General features: G+C 54.1%; 29 protein-coding genes and 2 pseudogenes. 11 read left to right on the top strand and 20 right to left on the bottom strand.

Features of this window, described 5'->3' with window-relative positions:
- Window positions 1-8: 8 nt before the first annotated feature.
- Window positions 9-2657: a calcium-translocating P-type ATPase, PMCA-type gene (locus tag ACLQ3M_RS11980; RefSeq protein ID WP_411677918.1), complete on the bottom strand. Its 2649-nt coding sequence runs from the start codon at window positions 2655-2657 to the stop codon at window positions 9-11.
- Window positions 2658-2753: 96 nt separating this feature from the next.
- Between ACLQ3M_RS11980 and ACLQ3M_RS11975 the strand changes: the two genes are divergently transcribed.
- The 4 genes from ACLQ3M_RS11975 (at window position 2754) to ACLQ3M_RS11960 (ending at window position 5110) form a co-directional block, all read left to right on the top strand.
- Window positions 2754-3251: a phosphatase PAP2 family protein gene (locus ACLQ3M_RS11975; RefSeq protein ID WP_411677917.1), complete on the top strand. Its 498-nt coding sequence runs from the start codon at window positions 2754-2756 to the stop codon at window positions 3249-3251.
- A 187-nt stretch (window positions 3252-3438) separates the two neighbouring features.
- Entirely contained in the window at window positions 3439-3684 is a 246-nt protein-coding gene (locus ACLQ3M_RS11970) for a DUF6514 family protein (protein ID WP_411677916.1), read from the top strand.
- Between the two features lie 55 nt (window positions 3685-3739).
- Window positions 3740-3901 carry a rubredoxin gene (gene rd, locus ACLQ3M_RS11965; protein ID WP_411677915.1) on the top strand — a complete coding sequence of 54 codons (162 nt, stop codon included), beginning with the start codon at window positions 3740-3742 and terminating at the stop codon, window positions 3899-3901.
- Window positions 3902-3922: 21 nt separating this feature from the next.
- Window positions 3923-5110 (top strand): FprA family A-type flavoprotein, encoded by a 1188-nt coding sequence (locus ACLQ3M_RS11960; protein WP_411677914.1) that lies wholly within the window; start codon window positions 3923-3925, stop codon window positions 5108-5110.
- Window positions 5111-5132: 22 nt separating this feature from the next.
- On the opposite strand, the gene ACLQ3M_RS11955 is transcribed toward ACLQ3M_RS11960, so the two are convergent.
- Window positions 5133-6056, bottom strand: coding sequence for a LysR family transcriptional regulator (locus ACLQ3M_RS11955; RefSeq protein ID WP_411677913.1), 924 nt, complete (start codon window positions 6054-6056; stop codon window positions 5133-5135).
- 98 nt (window positions 6057-6154) lie between these two features.
- Between ACLQ3M_RS11955 and ACLQ3M_RS11950 the strand changes: the two genes are divergently transcribed.
- Window positions 6155-7144 (top strand): YeiH family protein, encoded by a 990-nt coding sequence (locus ACLQ3M_RS11950; RefSeq protein WP_411677912.1) that lies wholly within the window; start codon window positions 6155-6157, stop codon window positions 7142-7144.
- An 88-nt stretch (window positions 7145-7232) separates the two neighbouring features.
- Here ACLQ3M_RS11950 and ACLQ3M_RS11945 read toward each other — a convergent pair whose 3' ends face one another.
- From ACLQ3M_RS11945 to ACLQ3M_RS11930, 4 genes are all read right to left on the bottom strand, one after another.
- Window positions 7233-9086, bottom strand: a complete 1854-nt coding sequence (locus tag ACLQ3M_RS11945) for a hypothetical protein (RefSeq protein WP_411677911.1) — start codon at window positions 9084-9086, stop codon at window positions 7233-7235.
- Window positions 9061-9960, bottom strand: coding sequence for an ABC transporter ATP-binding protein (locus tag ACLQ3M_RS11940; RefSeq protein WP_411677910.1), 900 nt, complete (start codon window positions 9958-9960; stop codon window positions 9061-9063). Before ACLQ3M_RS11940 ends, ACLQ3M_RS11945 begins: the two co-directional genes overlap by 26 nt.
- A complete protein-coding gene (locus ACLQ3M_RS11935) occupies window positions 9953-10333 on the bottom strand; it encodes a GntR family transcriptional regulator (protein WP_411677909.1) in 381 nt (126 codons plus the stop codon). The genes ACLQ3M_RS11940 and ACLQ3M_RS11935 overlap by 8 nt, the downstream gene beginning before the upstream one ends.
- Window positions 10334-10421: 88 nt before the next feature.
- A complete protein-coding gene (locus tag ACLQ3M_RS11930) occupies window positions 10422-11462 on the bottom strand; it encodes a lysylphosphatidylglycerol synthase transmembrane domain-containing protein (RefSeq protein ID WP_411677908.1) in 1041 nt (346 codons plus the stop codon).
- 322 nt (window positions 11463-11784) lie between these two features.
- Between ACLQ3M_RS11930 and ACLQ3M_RS11925 the strand changes: the two genes are divergently transcribed.
- The 4 genes and pseudogenes from ACLQ3M_RS11925 to ACLQ3M_RS11910 all read left to right on the top strand — a co-directional run bounded on the left by ACLQ3M_RS11925 (window position 11785) and on the right by ACLQ3M_RS11910 (window position 13334).
- The gene (locus tag ACLQ3M_RS11925; protein WP_411677907.1) at window positions 11785-12405 is read left to right on the top strand and encodes a spore coat associated protein CotJA; all 621 of its coding nucleotides are present in this window, start codon (window positions 11785-11787) and stop codon (window positions 12403-12405) included.
- A complete protein-coding gene (locus tag ACLQ3M_RS11920; protein WP_411677906.1) occupies window positions 12402-12659 on the top strand; it encodes a spore coat protein CotJB in 258 nt (85 codons plus the stop codon). The genes ACLQ3M_RS11925 and ACLQ3M_RS11920 overlap by 4 nt, the downstream gene beginning before the upstream one ends.
- Window positions 12660-12761, top strand: a pseudogene (locus ACLQ3M_RS11915) (manganese catalase family protein); the annotation flags it as partial.
- 84 nt (window positions 12762-12845) lie between these two features.
- Window positions 12846-13334 (top strand): amidase domain-containing protein, encoded by a 489-nt coding sequence (locus ACLQ3M_RS11910; RefSeq protein ID WP_411677905.1) that lies wholly within the window; start codon window positions 12846-12848, stop codon window positions 13332-13334.
- Window positions 13335-13345: 11 nt separating this feature from the next.
- On the opposite strand, the gene ACLQ3M_RS11905 is transcribed toward ACLQ3M_RS11910, so the two are convergent.
- Window positions 13346-13567 (bottom strand): hypothetical protein, encoded by a 222-nt coding sequence (locus ACLQ3M_RS11905; RefSeq protein ID WP_411677904.1) that lies wholly within the window; start codon window positions 13565-13567, stop codon window positions 13346-13348.
- A gap of 80 nt (window positions 13568-13647) precedes the next feature.
- Between ACLQ3M_RS11905 and ACLQ3M_RS11900 the strand changes: the two genes are divergently transcribed.
- Both ACLQ3M_RS11900 and ACLQ3M_RS11895 read left to right on the top strand, forming a co-directional pair.
- On the top strand, window positions 13648-15036 hold the full coding sequence (locus ACLQ3M_RS11900; RefSeq protein ID WP_411677903.1) for a recombinase family protein: 1389 nt from the start codon (window positions 13648-13650) through the stop codon (window positions 15034-15036).
- A 20-nt stretch (window positions 15037-15056) separates the two neighbouring features.
- A pseudogene (locus tag ACLQ3M_RS11895) lies at window positions 15057-15584 on the top strand (manganese catalase family protein); the annotation flags it as partial.
- Window positions 15585-15796: 212 nt separating this feature from the next.
- Here ACLQ3M_RS11895 and ACLQ3M_RS11890 read toward each other — a convergent pair.
- The 13 genes from ACLQ3M_RS11890 to ACLQ3M_RS11830 form a co-directional block, all read right to left on the bottom strand.
- Window positions 15797-15958 carry an XkdX family protein gene (locus ACLQ3M_RS11890; protein WP_411677902.1) on the bottom strand — a complete coding sequence of 54 codons (162 nt, stop codon included), beginning with the start codon at window positions 15956-15958 and terminating at the stop codon, window positions 15797-15799.
- Between the two features lie 3 nt (window positions 15959-15961).
- Complete coding sequence (locus ACLQ3M_RS11885; RefSeq protein WP_411677901.1) at window positions 15962-16219, bottom strand: hypothetical protein; 258 nt, start codon at window positions 16217-16219, stop codon at window positions 15962-15964.
- Window positions 16220-16232: 13 nt separating this feature from the next.
- Window positions 16233-17321 carry a Kelch repeat-containing protein gene (locus tag ACLQ3M_RS11880; RefSeq protein WP_411677900.1) on the bottom strand — a complete coding sequence of 363 codons (1089 nt, stop codon included), beginning with the start codon at window positions 17319-17321 and terminating at the stop codon, window positions 16233-16235.
- Window positions 17321-18370 carry a hypothetical protein gene (locus tag ACLQ3M_RS11875; RefSeq protein ID WP_411677899.1) on the bottom strand — a complete coding sequence of 350 codons (1050 nt, stop codon included), beginning with the start codon at window positions 18368-18370 and terminating at the stop codon, window positions 17321-17323. The genes ACLQ3M_RS11880 and ACLQ3M_RS11875 overlap by 1 nt, the downstream gene beginning before the upstream one ends.
- Window positions 18371-19414 (bottom strand): siphovirus ReqiPepy6 Gp37-like family protein, encoded by a 1044-nt coding sequence (locus ACLQ3M_RS11870; RefSeq protein ID WP_411677898.1) that lies wholly within the window; start codon window positions 19412-19414, stop codon window positions 18371-18373. It lies immediately after the preceding gene.
- Window positions 19415-19429: 15 nt separating this feature from the next.
- Complete coding sequence (locus tag ACLQ3M_RS11865; RefSeq protein WP_411677897.1) at window positions 19430-20299, bottom strand: phage tail family protein; 870 nt, start codon at window positions 20297-20299, stop codon at window positions 19430-19432.
- Window positions 20300-21961: a hypothetical protein gene (locus ACLQ3M_RS11860; RefSeq protein ID WP_411677896.1), complete on the bottom strand. Its 1662-nt coding sequence runs from the start codon at window positions 21959-21961 to the stop codon at window positions 20300-20302.
- Entirely contained in the window at window positions 21962-22345 is a 384-nt protein-coding gene (locus tag ACLQ3M_RS11855) for a Gp15 family bacteriophage protein (RefSeq protein WP_411677895.1), read from the bottom strand.
- The gene (locus tag ACLQ3M_RS11850) at window positions 22293-22643 is read right to left on the bottom strand and encodes a hypothetical protein (protein ID WP_411677894.1); all 351 of its coding nucleotides are present in this window, start codon (window positions 22641-22643) and stop codon (window positions 22293-22295) included. Before ACLQ3M_RS11850 ends, ACLQ3M_RS11855 begins: the two co-directional genes overlap by 53 nt.
- 81 nt (window positions 22644-22724) lie before the next feature.
- The gene (locus ACLQ3M_RS11845) at window positions 22725-23159 is read right to left on the bottom strand and encodes a phage tail tube protein (RefSeq protein WP_411677893.1); all 435 of its coding nucleotides are present in this window, start codon (window positions 23157-23159) and stop codon (window positions 22725-22727) included.
- Window positions 23160-23550: 391 nt separating this feature from the next.
- Window positions 23551-23835, bottom strand: a complete 285-nt coding sequence (locus ACLQ3M_RS11840; protein ID WP_187038178.1) for a hypothetical protein — start codon at window positions 23833-23835, stop codon at window positions 23551-23553.
- Window positions 23832-24800, bottom strand: a complete 969-nt coding sequence (locus ACLQ3M_RS11835; RefSeq protein ID WP_411677892.1) for an ABC transporter ATP-binding protein — start codon at window positions 24798-24800, stop codon at window positions 23832-23834. The genes ACLQ3M_RS11840 and ACLQ3M_RS11835 overlap by 4 nt, the downstream gene beginning before the upstream one ends.
- A gap of 13 nt (window positions 24801-24813) precedes the next feature.
- Window positions 24814-25788, bottom strand: a complete 975-nt coding sequence (locus tag ACLQ3M_RS11830; protein WP_066647144.1) for an ABC transporter ATP-binding protein — start codon at window positions 25786-25788, stop codon at window positions 24814-24816.
- Window positions 25789-25791 lie beyond the last annotated feature (3 nt).

The raw sequence follows: 25791 nt of genomic DNA, 5'->3' as shown, positions 1-25791 counted from the left end.
CTTTTCTTCTACCCTCCGTCCCGTCCGACGGAGCCCTGTCTTTTTCGCGGTGCCGCGCGGCGGGCCGTACGCGCGGGCTTAATGTGACGCGCGGCCTTCTCCGCCTCCACCACAAAAAGCGGCGTAAGCGACAGAGCCGCCACGACCAGCCACTGTCTGCCCGTCAGGATGGCGGTCTTGAATACGGCCGCAAGCGGCGGAATGACAATGACGGAGGCCTGAAGAATCACGCAGGCAACGGCCGCCAGAACCAACTGAGTGTTGGCAAACAGTCCCGCCCGGAACACAGAGCTGTCGGAGCGCATATTAAAGGTGTGTACAACCTGCGAAAGGCTCAGCACGGCAAACGCCATGGTCCGCCCGATAAACGGGGACGCCGGGTCCACATCGAAGAACGCTCTTCCAATACTGTAAGCCAACAGCGAAAGCGATCCGATCAGGCACCCTTCCACCATAATGTTGTATCCCATCCCTCCGGAAAAAACGCTTTCTCCGCGCCGCACGGGCTTTCGGTTCATCACGTCGCCGGCAATCGGTTCCATGCCGAGCGCCAGCGCCGGCAGCGAATCGGTGACCAGATTCACCCACAGCAGCTGAATGGCGAGCAGAGGGCTTGGCAGCCTCAGCAGAAAGCCGACGAAAACCGTCAGCAACTCGCCGATATTGCAGCTGATCAGGAAATGCACCGTCTTGCGGATATTCTGGTAAATTCCGCGGCCCTCCCGGACCGCGGAAACAATGGTGGCGAAGTTGTCGTCCGTCAGAATCATATCGGAGGCGGCCTTGGCGACGTCGGTGCCCGAAACCCCCATCGCGCAGCCGATGTCCGCCGCCCGCAGGGCCGGCGCGTCGTTAACGCCGTCCCCGGTCATCGCAACGACTTCTCCCCGCGACTGGAACGCCCTCACAATACGGACCTTATGTTCCGGTGAAACGCGGGCAAACACGGAATACCGGCTGATGCAGCGGCGCAACTCCTCATCCGACATGCGGTCCAGCTCCGGCCCGGTCGCCACGTTTGCGGCGCTTTCCGCAATCCCCAGCCTCACGGCAATCGCCGCCGCCGTCGCCGCGTGGTCTCCGGTAATCATGACCGGACGGATTCCCGCCTGTCTGCACATCCTGACGGCTCTCTCGGCCTCCGGACGGGGCGGGTCGATCATCCCCACCAACCCCAGGAAAACAAGCCCCCGTTCGGCCTCCTCGGCGCTTCTCGGGGGACGGTCGGCGTCACGGTACGCCACGCCGAGCACCCGCAGCGCCCGCGAAGCCATTTCCTCGTTTCTGTGAGCGATTCCCTCCTTGGCCCCACTGGGGGCACAGTATTGAAGCAGGATATCCGGGGCGCCCTTTGTGATGATTCGGAAGCGCCCGCCCGGCAGCCGGTGCACGGTGGTCATTCTTTTGCGCTCGCTGGAAAACGGGAACTCGCCGATTCGCGGAAATTGTCTCTCCAACCGGCCCTTGTCGGCCGCCGCCGCGCGTACCAGCGCGGTTTCGGTAGGATCGCCGCAGAGCCGCCCGCCGTTTTCAGCGCAGTTTGTACAGAGTGCGGCTGCCTCCAGAAGCCTTCTGCCCGCCGCGGACCCCGCCTCGATTTTTCCCGCCGCGTCCTGCAGTTCCACAACCGTCATCCGGTTCTGCGTCAGCGTTCCCGTTTTGTCGGAACAGATCACACTGGCGCTTCCGAGCGTTTCCACCGCCGGCATTCTGCGCACAATCGCCCGCTTTGCCGCCATGCGCCGCACCCCGACGGCCAGCGTGACGGTAACGACCGCGGGCAGTCCCTCCGGAATCGCGGCGACGGCCAGGCTGATGGCGATCAGGAACATCTCCAGCGGGTCGATTCTCTGGATCAGCCCCATGATAAAAATCAGCAGGCAAATGACGAGTGCCCCCGCCCCCAGCATGCGCCCCGTCTGCGCGAGCTTTCGCTGAAGGGGCGTCTGCGGCGCCGACTGGCTGCCGATCATGTGGGCAATTCTTCCAACCTGCGTGTGCATGCCGGTCGCAACGACAATCCCCCGCCCGCGGCCCGCCGCGACCGAACTGGTGGAATACAAAAAATTATGCCGGTCGCCCAGCGGCGTTCCGGCCGGATATACGGAGTCGGCGTCCTTGGCCCCGGGAAGACTCTCCCCTGTCAGCGCGCTTTCCTCCGCTTTTAAATCGATCGCTTCGGTCAGTCGAAGATCTGCCGGCACCAAATCGCCCGTTTCCACCGCGACCAGGTCTCCGGGGACCAGCTTTTCCGCCGGTATTTCCGATTCCCTGCCCGAACGGACGACGCGCGCCCTGGGGCTGGAAAGCTTCTGCAGCGCCTCGATTGCCCGTTCCGCGCGGCTTTCCTGAATCAGTCCCGTTACCGCGTCAACCGCGACGATGACCAGAATAATAATGGAATCAATATAGTCGCTGTCCTGCTGAAGATAGGATGTGAGAAAAGAAATGCCTGCCGCAATCAGCAGGACGATGACCATAAAGTCCGACAGCTGAGCCGCAAAACGAAGAATCAGGCTTTTTTTCTTCGGACGGGCCAGTTCGTTGCCGCCGTATTTTCGCAGCCGTTCGGCTGCCTGCTGCGGCGTCAGCCCGTCGCACAGGCTGGTTCTGAGTGTTTTTGCACAGTCTTCTTTTGTCAGGCTCTGCCATTCCAATCCGTATCATCTCCTGTTTTTTAATATAAGTATATTCGCAAGGCATTAAAAATATGGTATAATAATCGGGAAACAACTCTGACCGGAGGAACAGGAATGGATGTCAGGATCATCAGTTATGTTCAAACGCACTGCCATAACCGATTTACCGATTTTATTTTCCCGCTTCTTTCCAGAATCGGCAACGCGGGTGCGGTTTGGCTGACCGCCGCAATCTTCCTCGGCTACAACAGGCATACCCGCGCTTTTGCGTTCATGCTGTTTTTTTCACTGGCGCTCGCGCATATTATCAGCCAGATTTTAAAACCGATTATCGGGCGCCCCAGGCCGTTTATGACAAAGCCGGGCGTTTCCCTTCTGATTCACACCCCCGGCGGCTATTCCTGCCCATCCGGGCATTCGGCATCATCCTTCGCAGCCGCGACGGTGATTCTGCTTTTTAACAGCCGATTCGGCACAGCCGCGCTGATACTCGCCTTATTAATTGCTTTTTCGAGAGTCTTTCTGTTTGTACATTATCCGTCCGACACAGTCCTCGGATCATTACTTGGCGTATTATGTGCATTTGTAGTAATATATTTATACAAATTGTAGAAAAATAATTCTAATTCCTACATACAATATCTATTTTGCTTCTGAATCACCCTCGCGACATCTTGCGTTATTGGTAGATTAGCACCAAAATCAGCGCTTTTTCGCTTGAAAAATTCTTTTTTGTGAATTATGATATTACCAGAATCAGGTAAAATGTGATCAAAATTCACAGAGAGGATGGTGGTGCATGTTCAGATTTATAGGTTGTGCAGATATCCCGGGGGTCTGTCTGAAGTACTATGTATTTGGAAATCGCAGAAAAGGGTATGGAATTAAAATTTTTCGTTCAGACAATGATTACACAGACCAGTATGTTTCAAGAAATCTCTTAAGGGTTCTGGACCTTGCCAGCCAGTTCTGCCGCTGTAAAGTGTTTCCGGAGAACCTTTGTGAGATCATCGATGACCTAAGTTACGACAGCCGCTCTGATTGACAAAACAATTTTGCTCAACTATACTAATGGAAACATCTAATAAGGAGTGGGAAAAATGAAAAAGTATGTTTGCAGTGCATGCGGATATGTTTACGACCCCGCGAAGGGCGACCCTGAGCACGGAGTCAAAGCAGGCACCGCGTTTGAAGACCTTCCGGACGACTGGACTTGCCCGGAATGCGGCGTGGGTAAAGATATGTTCTCACCCGAAGATTAACGAAAGAAGTTTTCCATGAGCATGAAAAAATTAGCGGATCATGTCTACTCCGTCGGCGTTCTGAATCCCGGCATGCGTGTTTTTGACATTATCATGCATGCGGAATATGGGACAAGCTACAACGCCTACCTGATTACAGGCGAAAAAAATGTTCTGGTCGACACGGTTCTCGAATCCTTTTTTGACGAATACCTCGAGAACATCCGGAGCATTGTGGACATTTCCAAAATCGACTACCTGATCGTCAACCACACGGAACCCGATCATTCAGGCTCCATCGCGAAGCTGTTGGAATTGAACCCAAATCTTGTAATTTATTCCACCTTTGCTGCGAAAAAGAATCTTAGCGCGATTATGAACCGTGAGTTTCAAAGCGTCGTTGTTAAACAGGGCGACAGGCTGGACCTCGGCGGGCGTGAGCTTGAATTTATCGTCGCCCCGCTGCTGCACTGGCCGGACACCATGTTTACCTGGATGCCTTCTGAAAAGATCCTTTTCACCTGCGACTTTTTGGGATGCCATTTCTGTGAGCCAACCATGACGGACACTTCGGTTCACTATCCGGAAAAGTACTGGGATGAATTTGAGAATTACTATCGGTGCATTATGGCGCCGTTCGGTCCGTACGTTCTGTCCGGACTGGACAAAATCAAAGAACTCCCCGCTGAGGTCATCTGCACAAGCCACGGGCCTTGCCTGACTCAAAATATTCAAAAGTGCAAAGAGCTTTATCGGAACTGGAGTACCCCGGCGCTCCGCCCGAAAAAGACCGTAGGAATCCTTTACGCATCCTCCTACGGATACACTGAGAAACTGGCTCGTGCCGCTGCGGAAGAGCTTGGCGAAAACGACGCCCTTGACGTCGAACTGGTGAATATTGTTTTTGAACCGTTTGAAAAAGCCGCAGAACTGGTCAACCGGGCGGACGCCCTTCTGGTTGGTTCCTGCACGATTAACCGGGACGCCCCGAAGATTGTATGGGACGTTTTGGCAAGCGTCGACCCGATCAATACCCGCGCAAAACCGGCGGGTGCATTCGGCTCCTTCGGCTGGAGCGGAGAAGCGGTTCCGATGGTGAAGAGCCGGTTGGAACACCTGAAATTCCGCTTTGTCGGCGATGGGATGAGGGTAAACTTCATGCCGACCGACGATGATCTGGCCGCCATGAGGCAATACGCCGACGAGGTCGCGGCACAAATCAAATCTTAATCTTTCGTTCGCCCGGTGTTTTTTACACCGGGCGTTTTTTGACGCCGGTCTCATCCGGACTTTCCAGCAGAGTATCCCGGTTCAGGCACAGGTCCATAAACTTTCTCATCGCCGCGGTCAGATATTTGTTTTTATGCACAATCATCCGAAACTGCCGGAAAAAGCGGATCCCGTCAATCTCCCTGATGCAGAGAAGCCCTCGGTTCATTTCGGATTCGACCGCGCGGCGTGAGATTACGGTAACCCCCAGACCCTCCGCGACGGCCGCTTTGATCGTATCCGCATTGTTGCAGACCCAGGTGGCATGGAAAGAAAGGCCCTTCGCCTTCATCCCGTCCTCAAACGTCTTTCGGGTTCCGCTGCCCTCCTCCCGGATGATAAACGGTTCGCGTTCCAACTCGCCCGGCGAAACGGAGCGAAGGGCCGCAAAACGGTGTTCCCTGCCGCAGACCAGCACCAGCTCATCCGTAAGAAACGGCAGAATGATCAGATCCTGCGACGCGGTCTCCCCCTCGACCAGTCCGATGTCCGTCGTGTCCCTCAGAATCCTTTTTTCAATCTGAGACGTGTTGTCCTCAAACACTTCCACCTCAACCGCCGGGTTAGCCTGCCGGTACCGAAGAATCAGGGACGGCAGAACACTCGCCCCGACCGTCACGCTCGCCCCGACGCGCACGCTGCCGCTGCCGGCGAGCGTTTTCATGCTGTTTTCAATTTCTTCGTTCATCCGCACCATGTGGCGCGCATAGCCAAGCAGATTTTCCCCCGCCGAAGTCAGGTACAGCCTTTTCGTCAGCCGTTCAAACAGCCGGACTCCGTAATATTTTTCCAGTTCCGCGATCGCCTGACTGACGGCGGACTGTGATATAAACAGTGATTTCGCCGCAGCGGTCATGTTCAGCCGGTCGCAGACGGCGACGAAGATTTTAAAGTGACGAAGTGTCAAACGATCCCATCCTTTTTACTTATTAATATAATAAGATAATAATATTTTACTTATTATAAGTCAAGGAGTATGATGAAGAAAAGAAAGGAGAAGATCATTTGAAACAAATAACCTCAAAAATACCGGGGATTGCCCTGACAGCCCTGATTGCGGTTCCCGCCTGGGCTCTGGGGAGCGCGTTCCCCGTCGTCGGCAGCCCCGTGCTGGGAATCCTGTTCGGCATGCTGCTTGCCTTTTTGAAAAGGCCCGCGCTGTTTGACAACGGAATCCGGTATACCTCGAAAAAACTGCTTCAGTATTCCATCATTTTGCTCGGATTTGAAATGAACCTGTTCCATGTTTTTGAGGTCGGCGGCCAGACGCTGATTTTAATGGCGTTCACGCTGACCGCCGCGTTCGTGACCGCCTATTTTGCCGGCAGGGCATTGGGACTGGATTCGAATACAAAAACGCTGATCGGCGTCGGGTCGGCCATTTGCGGCGGCTCCGCCATCGCGGCGGCGGCGCCGGTTATCAACGCGGACGACGAGGACGTCGCTCACTCCATTTCCACCATCTTTCTGTTTAACGTGATCGCGGCCTTCCTGTTTCCGTTTCTGGGGCATCTGATGGGCATGAGCGACCATACCTTCGGCCTTTGGGCGGGCACCGCCGTCAACGACACCTCATCCGTGGTGGCGGCGGGCTATACTTACAGCAACGCCGCGGGAAATCTCGCCGTGATCGTAAAGCTGACCCGAACGCTGATGATTGTTCCGGTCACACTGGTGCTGGCCTTTTACACCTCCCGTAAAAACGCGGCTTCCGGCAAAGGCAGCTATGATTTTAAAAAAATATTCCCCTGGTTCGTGCTTGGGTTCGTCGCCGCGTCCGTTGCCTACACGTTTCTTCCCCTTCCGGCAGCTCTTTGCGGATTTCTGTCTCAGGCCGGCAAATTCATGATCGTGATGGCAATGGCGGCCATCGGTCTGAACACCAACCTGATCAAGCTGGTGAAAAGCGGCGCGAAGCCGATTCTGCTCGGTTTTATCTGCTGGGCCGTTCTGTCTCTGACCTCGCTTGGGGTTCAGTACGCGCTTCATTTATAAATCAAACATCAGGGCACGGAACAGGCCGCGGGCAAATGCCCGCGGCCTGTTCCGTTCGTTTATGATGCAATATAATCTTTTACTCGAATCATTCAACCCAGCCCCACTGCTTCAGGAGCTTCCACGTCGCGGCGCTTTCATCCGTAAAACTGTAATTGCCGCTGTTCAGGTTGATTTTTCCCTTATACCCGCCAAGCAAAGCCTTCATCTTCTCCCCCGGCTCGATCTTCTCCTTGTAGTCAAGGCCGACATTCAGGTACTTCTCCTGCTCCGTATGATATCTGCGGTTGACCTTCCCGTCGAGAAAATCCTGTTCCAGAGCGTTCTGGAACTGCGCCGCCTGCTGCGCGTCAGGAACAAAGGTCCTGCTGTTCGCCTTGCCGTTATTGACCTCCATGCTCTTGAAATTCTCCGGCGACAGGTAGAAAACAAGGTCTTCGCTCTCCGCGAATTCCTTCATGCCGTTCAGTTTGTCATAGGCCGGAGTCAGCATCTCTTCCAGATTCATCCGGTCGGAATAACTTCTGTATGTTCTTTTGAAAACGCTTCCGTCTTTCATCCGGTAGGAAAGGGTCATCCCGTTGCCCTGATTGGTCCTTAAGCAGTAGGGATACCGGGCGCGGTATTTGTTGATCAGCTCCTGCTGAATCCCGACGACCGCCTTGATGTTTTCCTGCTGACGGATGGTCGGGGACAGCGCAAAGATCCTGTTTCTGAAGCTTTCATCGTAAACCAGCTGACTGCCGGAGCCGCTCCAGTAGCTGTCCGCGTCGATGGAGACGCTTTCCACCTGTGAAGCGTCCGGGATCCGCGTGTCGTAACCGAACAGCCCGGTGCAGAGCGCGCCGAAAAAGGCGACGAACACAACGGCGAACACGCCGTACCAAGCAAAGCTCTTCTTCATCTGATGAAACCCGCGGGAATAGATGACCTCAACGACCACATGCGTCGCGAGGGACCCGCAAAGCACGCCGATGAAGAACGCGGTATCCGAAGCGCCGTTCAGAACCAGCCCGAACCCCAGCCCGCCGACCGCCGTCAAAAGGAAGCGGACCACAAGCTTCGGAAGGGGGAAGGCGAAGTTGTCTTCCGCCGATTCGCTCCTGCGCCTGCGGTACAGCAGGACGGAACCCGCCAGCAGCACGGCCGTCATCACAACCCACCAAAGCAAAAACCAGGCGGAGCCACTCCGCAAAACCGCGACAAACGCCGCGGCGAACGGAGCAAAGGCGGTGGTGACCGTCAAATGATCCGCAATATCCGCGCTGAATCCCGGCAGGAGCATCCCCGCGACGGTATAGACGCACACAATCAGGAGCGGATAGCCGACGTTGACCCCAAGAGCCGAAAGCACCGCGTCCAGCGTGGTTCCGGCGCAGACCATCATAAAGAGACAGAAGGTAAACGCCGCCGCGCCCATCAGCAGGATCCAAAGCATTGAGAGAAGCGGCGACCTCGCCCCGTCCATCATCGAAACGCCGTAGGCCGCGCCGATCATCCGCATGGAAATAAAGTCCAGCACCACCGGCACAAACAGTAAGGTGATTCCCGCGCACCAGCGCCCGAGCAGAAGGGCCTCGCGGCCGACCGGCAGGGCGTGGTACAAGTCCACGCTCCGCTTCTTCTGCAGATAGTCGAACAGCAGAACGCACAGGACCGCGCAGAACAGCAGAACGATGGCAACCGCGAACGTTGGAAGCACGCTGCCGGCCATACGGGTGTAGCTTCTGGAAAGGCTCTCCGTCCTTTCCGCCTGGGTCAGATCCGTGTTTCGCGCGATGGCGGCCGCCTCACCCGGAAGGGCAATCAGCAAGATCAGCGGATTTGCCAGAAACAGCAGCAGCGCGAGCAGCACCGCCATGCCGATGTTCTTTCTCAGCGACCAGAAATAGGTCCGCTGAAATTGAGAGAAACGGCTAAGACAGGATGTTGTTGATGTCATAGCCCGCCACCTCCATTTCACTGATAAATACTTCTTCAAGCGTCAGCGGCAACGCTTCCGCGAAGATGGGGTTCAAGGAATTGAGCTTTTCCATCACTTCGTCCCGGCCGCCGCGAACCACAAGGTTTAAAAGAGACCCGCGCGTTTCCCACTCGAGAATCTCCATCGGTTCGAACGCGCTTCTGTCCGGCATCGGTCGGAAAGCTGCCTGAACCTTGCTCACGCCGAGCCGCAGCGCGTCAATGTCTTTTTCAAACAGAATTCCGCCCTTGTGGAACAGCCCGACATGGTCGCACAAATCTTCCAGCTCCCGCAGGTTATGCGACGCGATGATGACGGTCAGCTGATGCTCCGAAACCTCCTCGCAGATCAGTTTCTTGAGCAGCTGGCGCATGACCGGGTCAAGCCCGTCGAAGATTTCGTCCATCAGAAGATACTCCGGGCGGGCGGCAAACGCGCAGATCAGCGCGGCCTGCCGCTGCATCCCCTTGGAAAAGTTTGAAATCCGTTCTTTTTTTCCGACCGGAAACAGCTTGCACAGGTCTTCGAACCTCGCGGCGTCCCATTTGGGGTATATCCCCCCGTAAAATTTCGCCATGTCTGACAGCGTCGCCTGGGGCAGAAAATACGGATAATCCGGAATAAAGCAGATTTTTGATTTTACTTCCGCATTTTCAAACGGGGCTTTTCCGTCCACCAGAACATTTCCGCCGTCCGGAAAATAGATGCCGGCGCAGGTGCGAAGGAATGTTGACTTTCCCGCTCCGTTGGAGCCGACCAGCCCGAAGACGGACCCCCCGCCGATCGTAAAATTCACATGGTCCAGCGCAGCCTTGGCGCCGAATTTTTTCGTCAGATTTTGAACCTCAATCATGTTGTTCCGCCCTCCCGTCGAACACATCGGATATCTGCGCCAGGATTTCTGCCTTTGTCACGCCGCAGAGAGCCGCTTCCGCCGCCGCTTCCCGCACTTTTTCCAAAGCCAGGCTTTTTCTGCGGGCTACGGCGGACTCATCGCCGGCCAGGAAAGAACCCTTTCCCTGAACCGAAAAAATGATTCCGTCCCGCTCCAGCATCTGGTACGCTTTCTGCACCGTATTCGGATTTACTCCAAGCTCCTGTGCAAGAGCGCGAACGCTCGGCAGGGCTTCCCCCGGTTCCATCGCGCCCATCGCCGCCATGCGGGTGATCGACCGGTAAAGCTGTTCGTAAATCGGCAGCCTGCTTTTGTAATCCAGCACGAACATCCTGTTCACCTCACTGTATTTACCGTATTATATTTATTAATACAGTCGCAGTATAGCATCCCCTGTTTTATTTGTCAATAAAAAGATGCTAATTGGAATCCTTTTCCGTCTTCATCTTACTGCCGACATAGGCGAAAATCCCGCCGAACACGATATTGGAGTAATAGGTGATCAATCGCCAGAGCAGAATCGCCGGAAAGATCGCCGATTTGAAATACAGCCCGAAAAACAGATAGAAGCTGCTTTCCGCCCCGCCGGAGCTGCCGGGAAGCGGCACAAACGCCGAAACCATCGCCACAAAAACCTGCGCCGCGATCATGGCGGTAACCGAAGCCCCCTGCATATTAAAGCTGCGGTAGATAAAAAACGGAATTAGGCTGTTCAGAGTAATCTGCAGCGCCGCAGAAGCCATGACGCTCAAATAAAGCGGCGCGGAATTTCCCATTATTTTAGAGGCGTCGTGGAAAACCTGCAGCTGGCTGTGGATTTTTTCATAGCGCGCTTTCGGATGCCGGCACAGTTTGAACCTGTGGAGCAAAAGAAGCGTGGATCGAAGGATTCGGTCCGTTGTTTTTTCGCTGAGCATAAACAGCACGACCAGCGCGATAAAAATGCAGTTGGAAAACAGGCCGACTACGGTTAAAAACGCGAAATTGGTAACGCTTGTCTGAAAATAATGGAGCTTTGTGGCTACCATCAGGAGCGCGTACAGAACCATTACGACCTGGTAGACCAGGGTTTTCACCGCGACGACGGAGCCGGCCATACCGGTATCCATGCCCATGTTGCTGAGCGTGTACATCTGCATCGGCTGTCCGCCGGTGGCAAACGGGGTAACGGCGCTGTACAAAAAGCCGATCATCCCCGCGGAAAAGGAGCGTGAGAACTTCCAGTTCGGTTTCATGTGCCGGCACAGCAGGTTAATTTCAAACCCTTCCAGCAGCCAGCAGGCCACCGCCGCCAGAACCGCGGCGAGCAGCCAGGTTCGACGCAGGGTTTTCGCAATGCGGGCGAGTGTTTCAATTCCTCCGCCCGTTGTGAAAAGAAAATACAACAGGATGCCGACGGAAAGAATCAGCGTAATGATTACAAAAAGATTTTTACCGAATTTTCTCTTTTCTTCCGCCATACTTCAACTCCAGAATTCAATGTCTTTTTTTAACTATAACTTATATATTTTATAACATCCCGCCTGATTATACAAGTAAAATCCATATTAATCGCCCCGCGGGGCCCGCGGCCGGCACGGGCAAGCCCGGCCCGGCCGCGGCTATGCGCTGAAAATTCCGGTGGCGAAACTGATAATGCAAATGAAAATGCCAAAAACCGTCAGATTCTATTTTTCCAATGTGTCAATAAATCCGATAAAATGATATAAGCAATAACACCGTCTTTCATCTTTTGCATAATATGAGATGAGAAACATCCAGTTTCGCGAAAGGAGAAACATCATGCTTGACTATGGAAATCCTTCAAATAATATGATGGCTGAATATAACAGCGCACAAAATTCGAAGTCCTCCCCGGCGGTCTCGCCGGAATCGACCGCAAAAAACAGCACCGTCAAAACACGCGGCAGCAGCGGCGGTGTCATTTCGGAATATTCCAGCGGACAGAATCCCAAAACAGGAACGGCAACATCCCCGGCAACAGCGGGCAATGGTGCTGTTTCAGAGTACTCCGGCAAAAATCCCATGACAAATCAAACCGTATCCCCGACGGCCTCCGGCAACAGCGGAGCCGTCGCAGGCGCCCAGAATGCATCCGCCGTTTCCCCGGCGGCTTCCGGCAACAAGGGAATGCTTTCCGGAGCCTCAGACGCGCAGAATAAAATGAACAGCGCGGTCTCGCCGGCGCAGACCGAAACCAAAAGCGGCGTGAAAAGCGACTATATGGGCGGACAGGGCTGCCTGCCGAACCGGCCGAGTTTTCCGGCGGAGACTCCGGTAGCAATGGCCTATGTTCCGTTCCAGCACTTTGATACCACCTATCCCGCGGAGCGCGGGCTTGTTTACGGGACGATTTTCCCGGAACTGAATAAACCATTTTTAGGCGGAGGGATGGCAAAATGAGCGAACAAGAAGAACTGATGAAAAAAATCAACGCGAATCACTTCGCGATGTGGGAACTTCACATCTACCTTGACACTCACCCGGGCGACTGCACCGCGGCTGCCAAAATGGCGGAGTACCAAAAAATCACCGACGACCTCGTTGCGAAATATGAGGCCGCTTACGGACCGATCAACGAAACCACGCAGAACACCAACCGCTGGGCCTGGATTGCGGAACCCTGGCCGTGGGAACTGAGCGAGGAGGGAAAATAAATGTGGATTTATGAGAAAAGGCTGCAATACCCGGTGAAAATCAAAACGCCGAATCCCGCGCTCGCCAAACTGATCATATCGCAGTATGGCGGGCCGAATGGCTCTTCGGTATGATGGAAAAAGGATACTTTCTTCTTTCACAGCATAGGATGATAGGAAAGCCGCCATAAAACCGGAGGGATCCAAATGCTGAACGAAATTTCCTACGACCGGAAAAAAACGGTCGCCTACGCCAAACAGTGGGCAACGAGCCGAAACCCCAAATATTACAGCTTTGACGGGATGGGCGGAGACTGCACCAATTTCGCCTCCCAGTGCGTATTTGCCGGGTGCGGCGTGATGAACTATCAAAAAGACACCGGCTGGTACTACAACAGTCCCAGCGACCGGACCGCCTCCTGGAGCGGAGTCGAATACCTGCACGACTTCCTGGTCGGAAACCGCGGGCCGGGGCCCTTCGCCGTCGAAACCGACGCTTCCGGCATCCAGCCGGGCGACTTGGTCCAACTGGGCAACGGAGCGCGTTTTTACCATACTCCCGTCGTGGTCGCCGTGGAAAAAGACGGAATCTATGTTGCGGCGCACACCTATGACGTTTACATGAAACCGCTGGACCATTATTTTTTCTCACAGGTCCGCTATCTGCATATTGCCGGAGCGCGAAAATGGAAATAGGCCGAAACCGTCTACGGACGCGCGTTCATCTCCCGCTCCGCGCGTTCCATCCGTTCCCGGTCCTGCCGGAGCTGTTCTTCCCGCGGCAGATATTCCCGGCAGCCGACCACCCTGAACCCGCCGCTGCCGGGCTCCGGAAGCTGTTCAAATTCGGTCCGCCTTCTGAGCGAAAAAGCCCCGGACCGGTCTGCCGAATAGCACTCGCCCGTAAACCGAAACGGCTTCTTTTTCATTTTACTCACCCCGTTTCTATTTATACGGGGCGTCGGCCCGTCCTATCCCCCGCCGATTCCCGCGCAAAGGGTGACTTTCCATGAAAACCGCGGCGGCCTATATCCGCGTTTCCACCAGCGACCAGTTGGAATACAGCCCGGACAGCCAGCTCAGCTGCATCCGCGACTACGCAAAGAGCAACGGTTATCTGCTGCCGGACCGATACATCTTCCGCGAGGACGACGGCGTGAGCGGCCGCGGAGCGAAAAAGCGCACGGAATTTCAGCGCATGATCGCCGAGGCGCAGCGCAGGCCGCGCCCGTTCGACTGCATCCTTCTGTGGAAATTCAGCCGTTTCGCGCGCAGCAGAGCGGACAGCGTCCTTTACAAGACCCTGCTGCGGCGCCGGGGTATCGAGGTGATCTCGGTCAGCGAGCCGCTCGGCGATGAAAAGACCTCCATCCTGGTGGAAGCGATGATTGAGGCGATGGACGAGTATTACAGCGTGAATCTCGCCGAAGAGGTCCGCCGCGGCATGCGGGAAAAAATCGCGCGGGGCGAACCGGCCGCCGGCCCCCCGTTCGGGTACCGGATGGCGGAAAAGCGCTTTGTTCCGGACGCGGAGGAGGCCGCCGCGGTCCGGCTGGTCTTCGCCGATTTCCTCCGCGGCGCGTCTCCGGGCGAAATTGCGGAAAAGCTCAACTCAACGGGCCTTCGCACCCGGCGCGGAGGAAAATGGGAGCCGCGCGCCGTGCGCTACCTTTTGAAAAACCCGGTCTACTGCGGGGCGCTCAGGTGGAATCCCGGCGGGCCGCTGGGACGGGGTTCCCCGGAAACCGATACGCTTCTGACGCGGGGCTGCCATGAACCGATCGTTTCGGAAACGCTCTGGAAGGAAGCCCAGAGCCGTCTGCGCCCCGGAGCGGCCCGCAGACGCGGCGCGCCGCCGTGCATGCTGAGGGGGCTGGTCTTTTGTTCCGGCTGCGGATCGCTTCTGGTCCCCTCCTCCTCGGGCAGCATGCAGTGCGGCGGATACAGTCACGGGGCCTGTCAGGAATCCCACTCTATTTCCACGCGGAAACTGGAAGCCATGGTGGTCTCCCTGCTGGAAAACGACCTGCAAGCAACCGCCCTGCGGATTTCTCCCCTTCTTCCCGGGGAGGAAAGCGAGGAGCGCGGGCTGCTTCGCCTGCGGCTGAAGAAAGAGCGCCGCCGCCTTTCAAGGCTGCGGGAGGCCTACCTGGGCGGCGCGGAGAATTTAGCGGAATACTTAAAGGAACGCGGTGAGATCGAACGCGCCTGCCATGCGCTGGAAACGGATTTAAACCGGCTTCCCGGCGGGAATCAGCCCGCCGTTCCGTCGGACCTGATTCTATTCCTCCGCGACGGCGCTTTTCCCCCCGACCAAAAAAATGCGCTGCTGCGGTGTCTGGTCCAAAAGATCATATTTGACCGCGCGCAAAACCGAATCAGCCTGTATTACCGGTAAAAAATCATCGCGGTAAGCCATTCGGCGGACCGCATGGAGAGATGGGGGCGTCGCTGCGGTATCTGAGCCAGCGATACACCATGCCGAACCCGGAGCTCAAGGCGATCCTGACCGATATCGGCACGGAAGAGCTGGCGCATCTGGAAATGGTGGGAACCATTGTCTACCAGCTAACCCGCAACCAGACCCCGGAGCAAATCAAGAAGGCCGGCTTCGACGCCTATTTTATCGACCACACAACCGGCATTTATCCGGCCGACGCGTCCGGCGTGCCGTTCAACGCCGCAACGCTCGCTTCCACCGGGGATTCCCTGGCGGATATTCACGAAGACATGGCCGCCGAGCAAAAAGCCCGCCTGACCTATGACAACATTCTGCGTTACTGCAACGACGACCCCGAGGTGCGCGACGCGATCCGTTTTCTGCGCGAGCGCGAGGTCGTACATTACCAGCGTTTCGGCGAAGGTCTGCGGATTATCACCGACAGTCTCGACTCCAAGAATTTCTACGCGTTCAACCCGCAGTACGACCAGAAAAAGAACATGTAACCCTCTGCTGAACAGGAATTCCCCTCTGAAACCAATCCGTGTAAAAAGCAGGCGGGCCTTTTTGCAAAACCGTCATCCATTGAGCCGGTCAGCCGGCGATTCCTTTCAAATACACGGCAAAAAGCCGGGGCGACCCAATACCGTTTGGTATGAGTGCCCCGGCTTTTTATGTTTTGTTTGATAACAATTTTTACACGTTAAACTCGATGAGCTTAATCCGCGCGGTACTCTTCGCCGGTGATTGTTTTGTAGTCGTCGGCGGTGATATAGCTTTTCGTAACCGCCGTTTTTAATCTGTCAGCCGAAACGCCTTTGGTATTATCAGCCTGAAACATTTTGTACTGCACATTAAAAAACAGTGCATATCCAGTCATCCTTTACACCCCCAATGCCGCGACCTGCGCCGCTTCCAGAGCGGAAACACGGTCTTCAATGGTCGGCTGGCCTTTTGCTTCTTCGGCGGCTTGCTGTTCTGCAAGAATCGCAGCAATGTGAGTTTGCGCTTTGTTTGCCATTGTGTCTCCTGCATACGGGAAATACGGATTATCACCGTCCTGCACAATCCAAGGCTTACCATTAAGCAAGATCGTGTATCCGGTATCTGTAGTTGTGTACGTTAAATCCGATGCTGTCATATATATGCCTCCTTTATTGCGCTGGGCGCGCTAAATTCCATTGTGTTCCATCTCCAATATAAAGCGCTGGAAATGTTATTTCGCCGTCTTTAAACAGCATACAATCTTTGAAATTGATCGGAATAGAATCGATTAATTTGCCTTTTGAAATCGACGCTTCATGTGTGATATCGCCGTTTATGCGGTAAATTAAAAAGGATGGAGAATTTGGATATTGCTTCGCGGTTAGCATGTAATGAAATACTGTTGATAAGGTAGCATGGTTGTAATATCCTCCAAAAATATAGACCTCACTTCCGACTAAAGCGCAGCAGGCATACCCCCGCGCTTCTGGCATGGATGCTATACTGGTATATGTGTTTGTAGAGGGGTTGTATTTGATTGCGGAGGGAAAAAAAGTGGAGGGGTATCTGTATCCCCCAAAAATATAAACTTCGCTTCCGACTAAAGCGCAGCAAGCGTAAGCCTGATTTGCCGGTATATCTGCAATCGAAGCGTATGAATTTGTGGAGGGATTGTATTTGATTGCAGAGGATAAATTGTCTTCTCCGTTGTATCCCCCAAAGATATAAACCTCACCATTATATTCAGCACAACAAGCGCTTGCTCGTTCCCCCGGTATGCTCGCTATGCTAGTATATGAATTTGTGGATGGGCTGTATTTGATTGCGGAGGATAAATAACCGGCGCCACTGTATCCCCCAAAAATATAAACCTCGCCACCAACGATTGCGCAACAAGCACCCCCACGCGCTTCCGGCATTGATGCTATACTGGTGTATGTGTTTGTGGACGGATTATATTTGATTGCGGAGGATAAATTGTCTTCTCCGTTGTATCCACCGAAGATATAAACCTCGCTGCCGACTAAAGCACAGCAAGCGCTGTACCGTGATCCCGGCATATTAGTCACTAAACTAGGGTTTTGCCACTGCCCCGCCGCCCAAATATTATCATCAAATACAATCTTTTTCAGCGTTTCTTTTGAGCCGGTTTGAAGCAGAATCCCGTCGAATTTATTGGTCGGCAAGTCCGGTTGGGCGAATACATTGAGTTTTAGATCTGAACCCCCACTCCCGCCAACCCTGATAATATTTGGCATTACAAATCCCCCCTGACAATGATTCGGACAGGAAGATCAATGGTCGGCTTGTCCCCCCACGCTTTCAATGTGATGCTTCCCGCCGCCTGCCCGCCGTCCTGAATGTTCGCGGCCTGTAGGGCTTCCAGTTCGTCCGCCGTGACTGACGCGCCCGGGAGTATTTCATTCGCGCTGGTTGCCGTCACGCCCGATACACTGATCGTCTGACTGTACGGGGCGGCGGAACCGGCCCAGCCGGAGGCGGAGAGAGTCGCGGCGGTGATAGAGCTTACCCTCGCCGCTCCCACATCAGCGGCAGTCAGATTCACGTCCCCGGTTAGCGCGTGCCCGTTGATTTTCCTGCTGTTCGGCACCGCAGCCGCAAGCTGGTCCTTCTGTGCCTGCGTCATGTGGGCGACGGTGTCGGCTTTATGTTCGTTGATTAAATTGAGCAGATTCCCGGCGGTTGTTTCGTCCAGAATATCTTTTAGCCCGTTTACCCACGCCGTGAAATCGGCTTCATTGCTGCTTTTAAATTCTGCCAAATCCGCAGCAACCTGATTGTAAAACGTCTTTGTGTCAATGTGGTCCACGACCGCGTGAACGATGCCGCAGACGCTGTTATCCAGCCGCGTGTCAGTAATCAGGCTTTGCGTGATTGCCGTCGTGCCCGCCGGGATGCTGATTTCCGCGAGCTTCAGATCGTACTGCTCCGCCGTGCGGACAATTGCCGGGGCGACGGGATTGCTTGCGGGCGCGCCGGTCAATATCTGTGCCGAGATGCTCCGTTCGTTTAAATCCCACCGCAGCACAACCGTGTCTTTCCGGTTCAAAACGCCGTCGGCGTTCCGGATTTGAAACGGAATGTCCGCGTCGCTGCGGTAGTAGTACCCGTTAATCCACGCCTGCCCCGACGGGACAAGCACCTGCATGTTTGCGTCCGCGGTTACCGCAAGGGCGTCCGTGTAGACTCCGTTGCTCAGAAAACTCGCGACCCATTTCGCGAGGAAATCCACCGTGTATTTTCTGTCGCCGCCGACGCTGCGAAAAAATCCGCTCGATTCAGCCATTTATCCTTCACTCCCTAAGTCCAAAGTTTCCGGCAGCGGGGTCCCGCATACCGGCGTGATTGTTGCCGTTCCGTTTTCATAAACTTCCTCGACCTCCGTGACTCGTTGGTCAAGGCGCAGCCCCCACTTTTCGAAGCTGATAATGTCGCCGAGGTCCCAGTCCGTCCGATAGCGGAAATTCTCCGTATCAACCGCCGACGTCTCGAAATTTTCCGCTTTGGCGGCCTCCGCCAGACTTTGGATTCCCCGCTGCCGAAGCTGCTCCCGGTATTCCTCGTCCGTCAGGCTGCCTTTCTGAAGGTCTCCCGCGTCGACCCAAAGCTCCCGGCGCGGTTCGCCGTTTGTCAGGTCCGCTTCCGCAAGGACAGCGGTACCGTCCTCCTCCGCCGCGCAGACATAAGCAAAATTGCAGAAGCCGGTGGTGTCCAGCGTGTAGGAAGACCCGCTGATGTTGGAAAAGCCGTCGCTGAACAAAATGTAGGGATTCAAGGCTTGCGCAACCGTCCGGTCGGCGCCGGAATACACCTCGAAAATCCACTTCCGGTTCTGCACATCCGGACGGAGCCGAAAACCGAGCGGGGCTGATTTTCCCAGTGCTTTCAGAACCGTCAGAAGATTCTTGCCGGATGTCTGAAAGCTGCACAGGGGCGCGAATCCGCCGGATTCTCCCAGGGTAAGAAAATCGATCGGGCGCGAGGAGATTGCGTTATCCGCGACGATTTTCCGCATGCCGTCTTCCACCGTACCGGAAAAACTAACCGCCGGCTGGATTACCCTCCTGCTCAGCAGAGAAGAGGCCATCCGTCCCGCCGCCTCGATTTCATCGCCGGTTTCGCTGTCTGAGGTAATTTTAACGCTTTCAATGATTCCGGCTTCCTGACGGTCCAGGCGGTGCAGAATATTCCCGGCTGTCAGAAGGGACAGAGTATCCTGATTTGCCGGAGCATGGAGTTCAAATTCTCCGGGCTCAAAAAACCGCCTTCTCCATCGCAGGGAAGTAAACCCGTCGAGCACGCCCTGCTGTTCCAGCGCGGCGTTATACACGTACAGTTCCGTCGATCACACCCCCCAATAAGCCTGTGTGCTGAGGATGGACACGCTCAGGTTGTCGATTCCGGAATCGGCGTCGTACCGGAAAAGATTGTCGCCTTCATACGCCTGAAGCCACACGGGCGGGTACGCCATTAGATTATTGATGTTCTTGGTCACTCCGCCGGAAGTCATGCGAACCCGCTTGCCGCCTGTCCCGGTCGTGATGACAATCTGGTCGCCGGTATGCATGGTTGCGTTGATTTTCATGAGTTCATGGCGGTTTACATCATACAGCGACGGACCGACGACCTCGCCGGATGCGGCAAACCTCACGGTAAGTCCCATGGGAACCGCGCTGCCGTTCCAGACATTGCCGATCAGGGTATTCGTTTTTTCCGTCATGGCAAACGGTTCGTCCGTGATCTCCAGGTTCCACTCGATCAGCCCGTTCCAGGCGGCAAGCTGTGTCAGCCGGTCTTCGGCCGAGTAAAACTTCGGGTCGGGACAGATCAGGGAAATCGTAACGTTCCGCGTTTCGTACGGTGAGCTGCCTGCGGGCGAGAAGCTTTCCGCTTCCGGCTCCACTTTTTCCGCATAATAGCGGATTTTCCGGGGTTCGTCGCCCGAAAAGATCAGCGTGCCGGGCGAATCCTTCTGAAAAAAGCTGTACAGCTTCTCGATCTGTTTGTCGTAGTCCCTCAGACCCAGTTCCAGCGTCAGAACGATGTTCCGCTTCTGCGCGTCCGACCCATTGTAGTTTTCTCCGTCCTGCCCGCTGCTTTTGGAGGTGTAGACGTTAAAATCCGACCCAAGGCCGTGCGCGGCAATCAGCCAGAAGGGGGCCGACTCGCCGAATGCCAGCCTCACGCCTTTTCCATTTTCACAAATCAGTTCCATTCAGCGCCTCCGAAAGTAGAGTGAAAGTCTTTGCGCGTTCATCCGCTCCTGCCGGGCGACTTCCCCATAGCTGAGTGCCTTGGGGCTTTGAAAGACCGGGTGATAATCAATCGTTGGACCGGTCCGTCCGGAGGCAGACACCGCGCCGGGCTGCTGCGAACCGGAATACCCACCGGCCGGAACCGCGCTCAGGCTCAGCGTCATCGTGCCGGTCAGGTCCTGCAAAGCAGCGGTAACCAGAGATTTGTTTTCCCGAATTCCGGAAGCAAGTCCCTTCATCATATCGGGCATCCAGTCAGGAAAATCGACCAGAGGTCCTTCGTCCGGAACACTGAAATGCAGAAACTTGCGAATATCATTCGCGACGCCGTTTACCGCATCCCCAACCGCTTTTGCCGCGTTCCTGATTCCGTCGGCGATTCCGCCGATGATGTCACTGCCCCACTGAATCGCCTCTTTTGGAAGATTCTTAATCCAGTCGATAGCCGCTCCGATTCCTGATTTCACGGAATCGACCACCGTGTGAACCGTGCTCTCCACTCCGTTTTTCATCGAGTTAAACATGTTTGCGCCAATATTTTTTAGGGTTTCCGGCAGGGAACTGAACCAGCTGATGATCGAGTTCCACAGCGTCGTGATGCCGGTTTTAATTTTGGTCCCGATTGTAGTCACAACCGTAATGAATCCGTTCCAGGTGTTTTTAAAGATCGTTGCGATTGCCGTCAGAAGTCCTGTAAAATACTGCTGAATGCCGGTCCATACCTGTCGGATGCCCTTCGTGATATTCGCCCAGATTTTTTGCAGGTCAGGCCCGATCTTTCCGAAATTCCCGGTGACCAGGTCGCAGATAATCAGAATCGGGGCCATCAGCACATTTTTTAAAACCGTGAACGCGCCCGTAAAAATCTTCTGAATTCCGCTGAAAATCTGGGAAAAACTCGCCTGAAGCCCGCCGAACGGAGTCATAATTGCCTGGATCAAAGGCCGAACAACTTTCTTCACAATACCGGTAATGGTGTTCCACAGATTGGCCATTCCCGTAATCAGATCGTTCCAGAGGTTTTTGAAAAAAGCACTGATGGGTCCCCAATTTTTAATGATTAACGTTGCGATCAAAGCAATTGCCGTGACGGCTGCGGCAAACGCCAGAATAGGTAAAGCGGACCCGCTTGCTACGGATGAGATTCCTGTAAAAGCCTTTTTCAGTGGTTCAAAGTTGATTTTCAGATTCTTTAGGGTTTCAAATGCCTGATGAACCGTATTGAATTTCCCCAACTGGTCAACGATGTTTTGAACGACGCCGGAAACCGGTGCAAACGCAGATTGCAATGCACTTGAGAAGCCCTGCGCTTTCTGCCCCTGCGCAGCACCCAAATTTTGACTAACAGCGGCTCCGAGCGACTGCAAGGACACGATGATCTGATTCAAAGAGCCAGTTATTGTTTGTGTCTCGGAAGAAAATACGGGCAGAACCTTGCGAAAGGCAGTGCCGATTTCATTTTGCAAACTGCCCGCAATTCTGTCTCCCAGACCCGAAAGCGCGGCCGTTAAGCTTGTATTTAGCTGCTCTGCCGCTTCTTTGCCCGCCTGAGCGGCTTCCGCCAACAGAGAGTCCGTGTTCATTTGATAAGACAAGGCGATGTCTTCCGTATTGTCAGCCATTTAACTCCTCCTTTCATAAAACATTGATTTCAAGGTATTTTGCAGTTGTCCGCCGACCGCCGCCTTTTCGGCGGTTGTTGTGCGCTTGTTCAGCCATGCATACCAATCGTCACGCAGCTTTTTCTGCGGCGCCGAAAGCCTATTCAATTCTTCTCCTTCTGCAGTACGTATCGCGATGGCACGTGCAAGCTGGCTTTCCGCCGGAAGGTTCGTCAGCAGCACGCTGAATTCTTTCCAGCTCATGCGAATTTCAGGAAGTCTGAGACGAAGGCCGTAAGCTGCGGCGAACGACGCACAGATCAAATCATAATCGTATTCCGAATCAAATCCGTTATTTCTTGCCGTGGCTGCCGGTGCGAAAGGAGGGCTTTTTCTCTGTGTCAAGCTGTCCCTCCAATTCTTCCGGCTTTTTTCCGGTCATTGCCGCCATTACGGCAATTTCAAGCTTTTGAAGAACAGAAAACGGCATGGGGTGCGATAAAATTTCATCCGCGGCCGTTTCTCCTCCGATCAGCGAAAAGGCGAGAAATTGATGAATGGAGTCCGCGTCTCCTTTTAAATCAGAGGCAAAACGCTGCATGCTCAGGACCTTTTTAAAATCGCTGTCCACTTCGTAGGATTTTCCGAAAATGGTAACGCAGGGACGCATTTCATCCAGGTATTCATCGAGGTTGATGTTCATTCAGGTTCATCCTTTCATCAGTTGTCCGGGCTTTTGAAAGCCCGGACGGTCTTCAGCACAATTTGTTCCTGCCGCGCTGCGTTACGCCTGCGCCGCTTCCTGATACTCCGGTTTTCCGTCGACGGTATAAGTCCATTCCATCGAATCCATATCGGTGGAAGCGCCGCCGAACGAAGATGTAATGTCAACCAGCCCGTCGCAGACAAGCGCATCGCCGTTGGGAAACGTGATTTTTAGAACAGCCGCGCAGTCGCTTCCGGTGGAAAGCAGCTTGTTTGCAACAAAGTCGTTGCCGGCATCGCCGTAGCAGCGTTTTCCCTTAAAAGTCAGTGAGAGCGTTTTCCCTGTTACCATATTGCGGGCCCAGCCCTTTAGCTCCATCGGACTCCATGCTTTTGTCGTTCCTTTCAGTTTCATTTCCATACTTTCCACATTGGAGATCGTGCTGAACTGCGGTTCCCCCGTTTTTACGGGCGCGCCGATTTCAATTTTGTAGTCGCTGACTGAATAAACCATCTTTTTTCCTGCCTTTCAAATTTTTAATTGCAGAAAGCGATTGCGGTATCATTGATCTGCGTATACTGCGCGGGTTATATTCCGCAGCACCTTTCTGCAACTACCCCTTCCGTCTGTTGAAAATTTGTCCTATTAAGGCTAAAATTCAAAAATTAATTTTATTTTCGTTCATAGGTAACTCCTGTAAAATCAAAATTGTTTTGGCAAATAAATAAAAATAATCGCCCAGCCGACAAGAAGTCCGCTGGGCGATTATTTTTATTCGGGTTCACCCCGTATTTTACATACGGGGATAAAATGGGGTCCGTATTTGAAAAGCGGAACGCCAAAAATCAGGCGTTCCGCTTTTCATTCTGGAATCTCCGGCCTGCCGTAACACGACACGGCCATTTTATATTCTGGTGATTAAAAACATCAACAGGAAATACGCCAAAATTCCGACCGCGATCCATGGTAGAATCAGCTGGAACATCGCGATAATCATGGCAAGAATATCCTTGCCTTCAAAATCGGGCCTGTTTTCTCCCGTTCCCTTTCCGGCGGACTTCTCCGCCGGCTCGCTTCGGTTCTGCTGCTCCTTTTGCTCGGCTTTGCGCTTTTCTTCCCGCCTGAGCTCCTCCTCCAGAAGGTCGGGTCTTGGGCCCTGCCCAAGTTTTAAAAAGTTCAGTGGTTTCATTTCGCGAAATGGCAGGCGACATAATGCTCCTTGCCCAAATCGATAAAAGGCGGAACTTCTTTTTCGCATTTTTCGCAGGCCATCGGGCAGCGCGTGCGGAATTTGCACCCGGACGGCGGATTGGCCGGGGACGGAATGTCACCCTTCAAAATAATCCGCTCGCGTTTTCTGGTCGGGTCCGGCAGCGGAATCGCGGAAAGAAGCGCCTGCGTGTAAGGATGGGAAGGGTGCGCGTAAAGGTCTTCCTTCGCCGCCGTTTCCACGATATTCCCAAGGTACATGACCGCAATCCGGTCGCTGATATACTCGACGACCGACAGGTCATGGGAGATGAAAATATACGAAAGTTTTCTTTCCTTTTGCAGCTCGCAAAGCAGGTTGATGATCTGCGACTGAATGGAAACATCCAGCGCGGAAACCGGCTCGTCACAGATGATGAAAGACGGATCCAGCGCAAGGCTGCGCGCGATGCCGATTCTCTGGCGCTGCCCTCCGGAAAATTCGTGAGGATAGCGGTTGATATAGTAGGACGGCAAACCGCACAGGTCCATCGTTTCTTTCACTTTCTGCCGCATGCCGCTGCGGTTTGTGATATGGTGATCCATCAGAGCTTCTCCGATGATCTCTCCCACCGTCATGCGCGGGTCAAGCGAAGAATAGGGGTCCTGGAACACCATCTGCATTTGAAGGCGCTGCTTGCGAAGCTGCCTTCTGGAATACTTCCCAAAATCCTTTCCCTCAAACAGCACCTGCCCGCTTGTCATCTGATACAGGCGCATAATACTGCGCCCCAGCGTCGACTTTCCGCACCCGGATTCGCCGACAACTCCCAGCGTTTCGCCGCGTTTCACCTTGAACGTAACGCCGTCGACCGCCTTTACCCATCCGACTGTCTTTTGAAGCACTCCGCCGCGGATTGGGAAATACTGTTTCAGGTCCTTTACTTGCAATATGTAATCTTCCATCGTCATTTCCCTTTCATTGTTCGGGTTTTACCCAGCATGCCACAGAGTGTCCGGGTTCGATCTCACGAAGAACGGGCATCTCCTCTTTACACTGCTTTGTGCAAAATTCGCACCGCTCGTTAAAATAGCAGTTTTCCGGCATATCGACGGGGTTCGGTACCTGGCCGGGAATCGAATACAAACGCTTGTTGTGCTCTGTTTGTCCGATGACCGGCTTGGATTTCAGCAGTCCGACGGTGTAAGGGTGGGTCGGATGGGCAAAAATATCCGCAACATTTCCTTTTTCAATGACTTTTCCGGCGTACATGACAACAACATAATCCGCCATTTCCGCCACCACGCCCAAATCGTGCGTAATCAGCAGGATGGACATGTTTAACTCGTCTTTCAGCTTGCGCATCAGGTCCAGAATCTGTGCCTGAATTGTCACATCCAGAGCCGTTGTCGGTTCGTCCGCAATCAATAAACGGGGATTGCAGATTAAGGCCATCGCAATCATGATTCTCTGGCGCATTCCTCCGGAAAGCTCATGCGGGTAGCAGTCAACAATTTCCTCCGCGCGCGGAATATTGACCAGACGGATCATTTCGATCGCTTTTTCACGCGCTTCTTTTTTCCCGATGTTCGTGTGGAACAGCAGATTTTCCATGATTTGATACCCGACCGTGTAAACCGGGTTCAGGGACGTCATCGGTTCCTGAAAGATCATGGAAATTTTATTGCCGCTGATTTGCTGCATTTCCTTGTTGCTTTTTTTCAGAAGGTCTTCTCCGTCCATCAGGATTTCGCCTTCCACAATTTTACCGGGCGGAGTCTGGACCAGATGCATGAGCGACAGCGCGGTAACGCTTTTGCCGCAGCCGGATTCGCCCACGACGCAGACGGTTTTGCCCTCCGGAATTTCAAAGCTGACGCCGTTTACAGCCTTCACAATCCCGCTTTCGGTATAAAACCAGGTACTCAGATTCTTAAATTCTATAAAGGCCATTCT

It is taken from the genome of Caproicibacter sp., from assembly GCF_046707225.1.
Lineage (GTDB): Bacteria > Bacillota > Clostridia > Oscillospirales > Acutalibacteraceae > Caproicibacter.
This window is presented reverse-complemented; position numbering and strand designations above follow the sequence as displayed.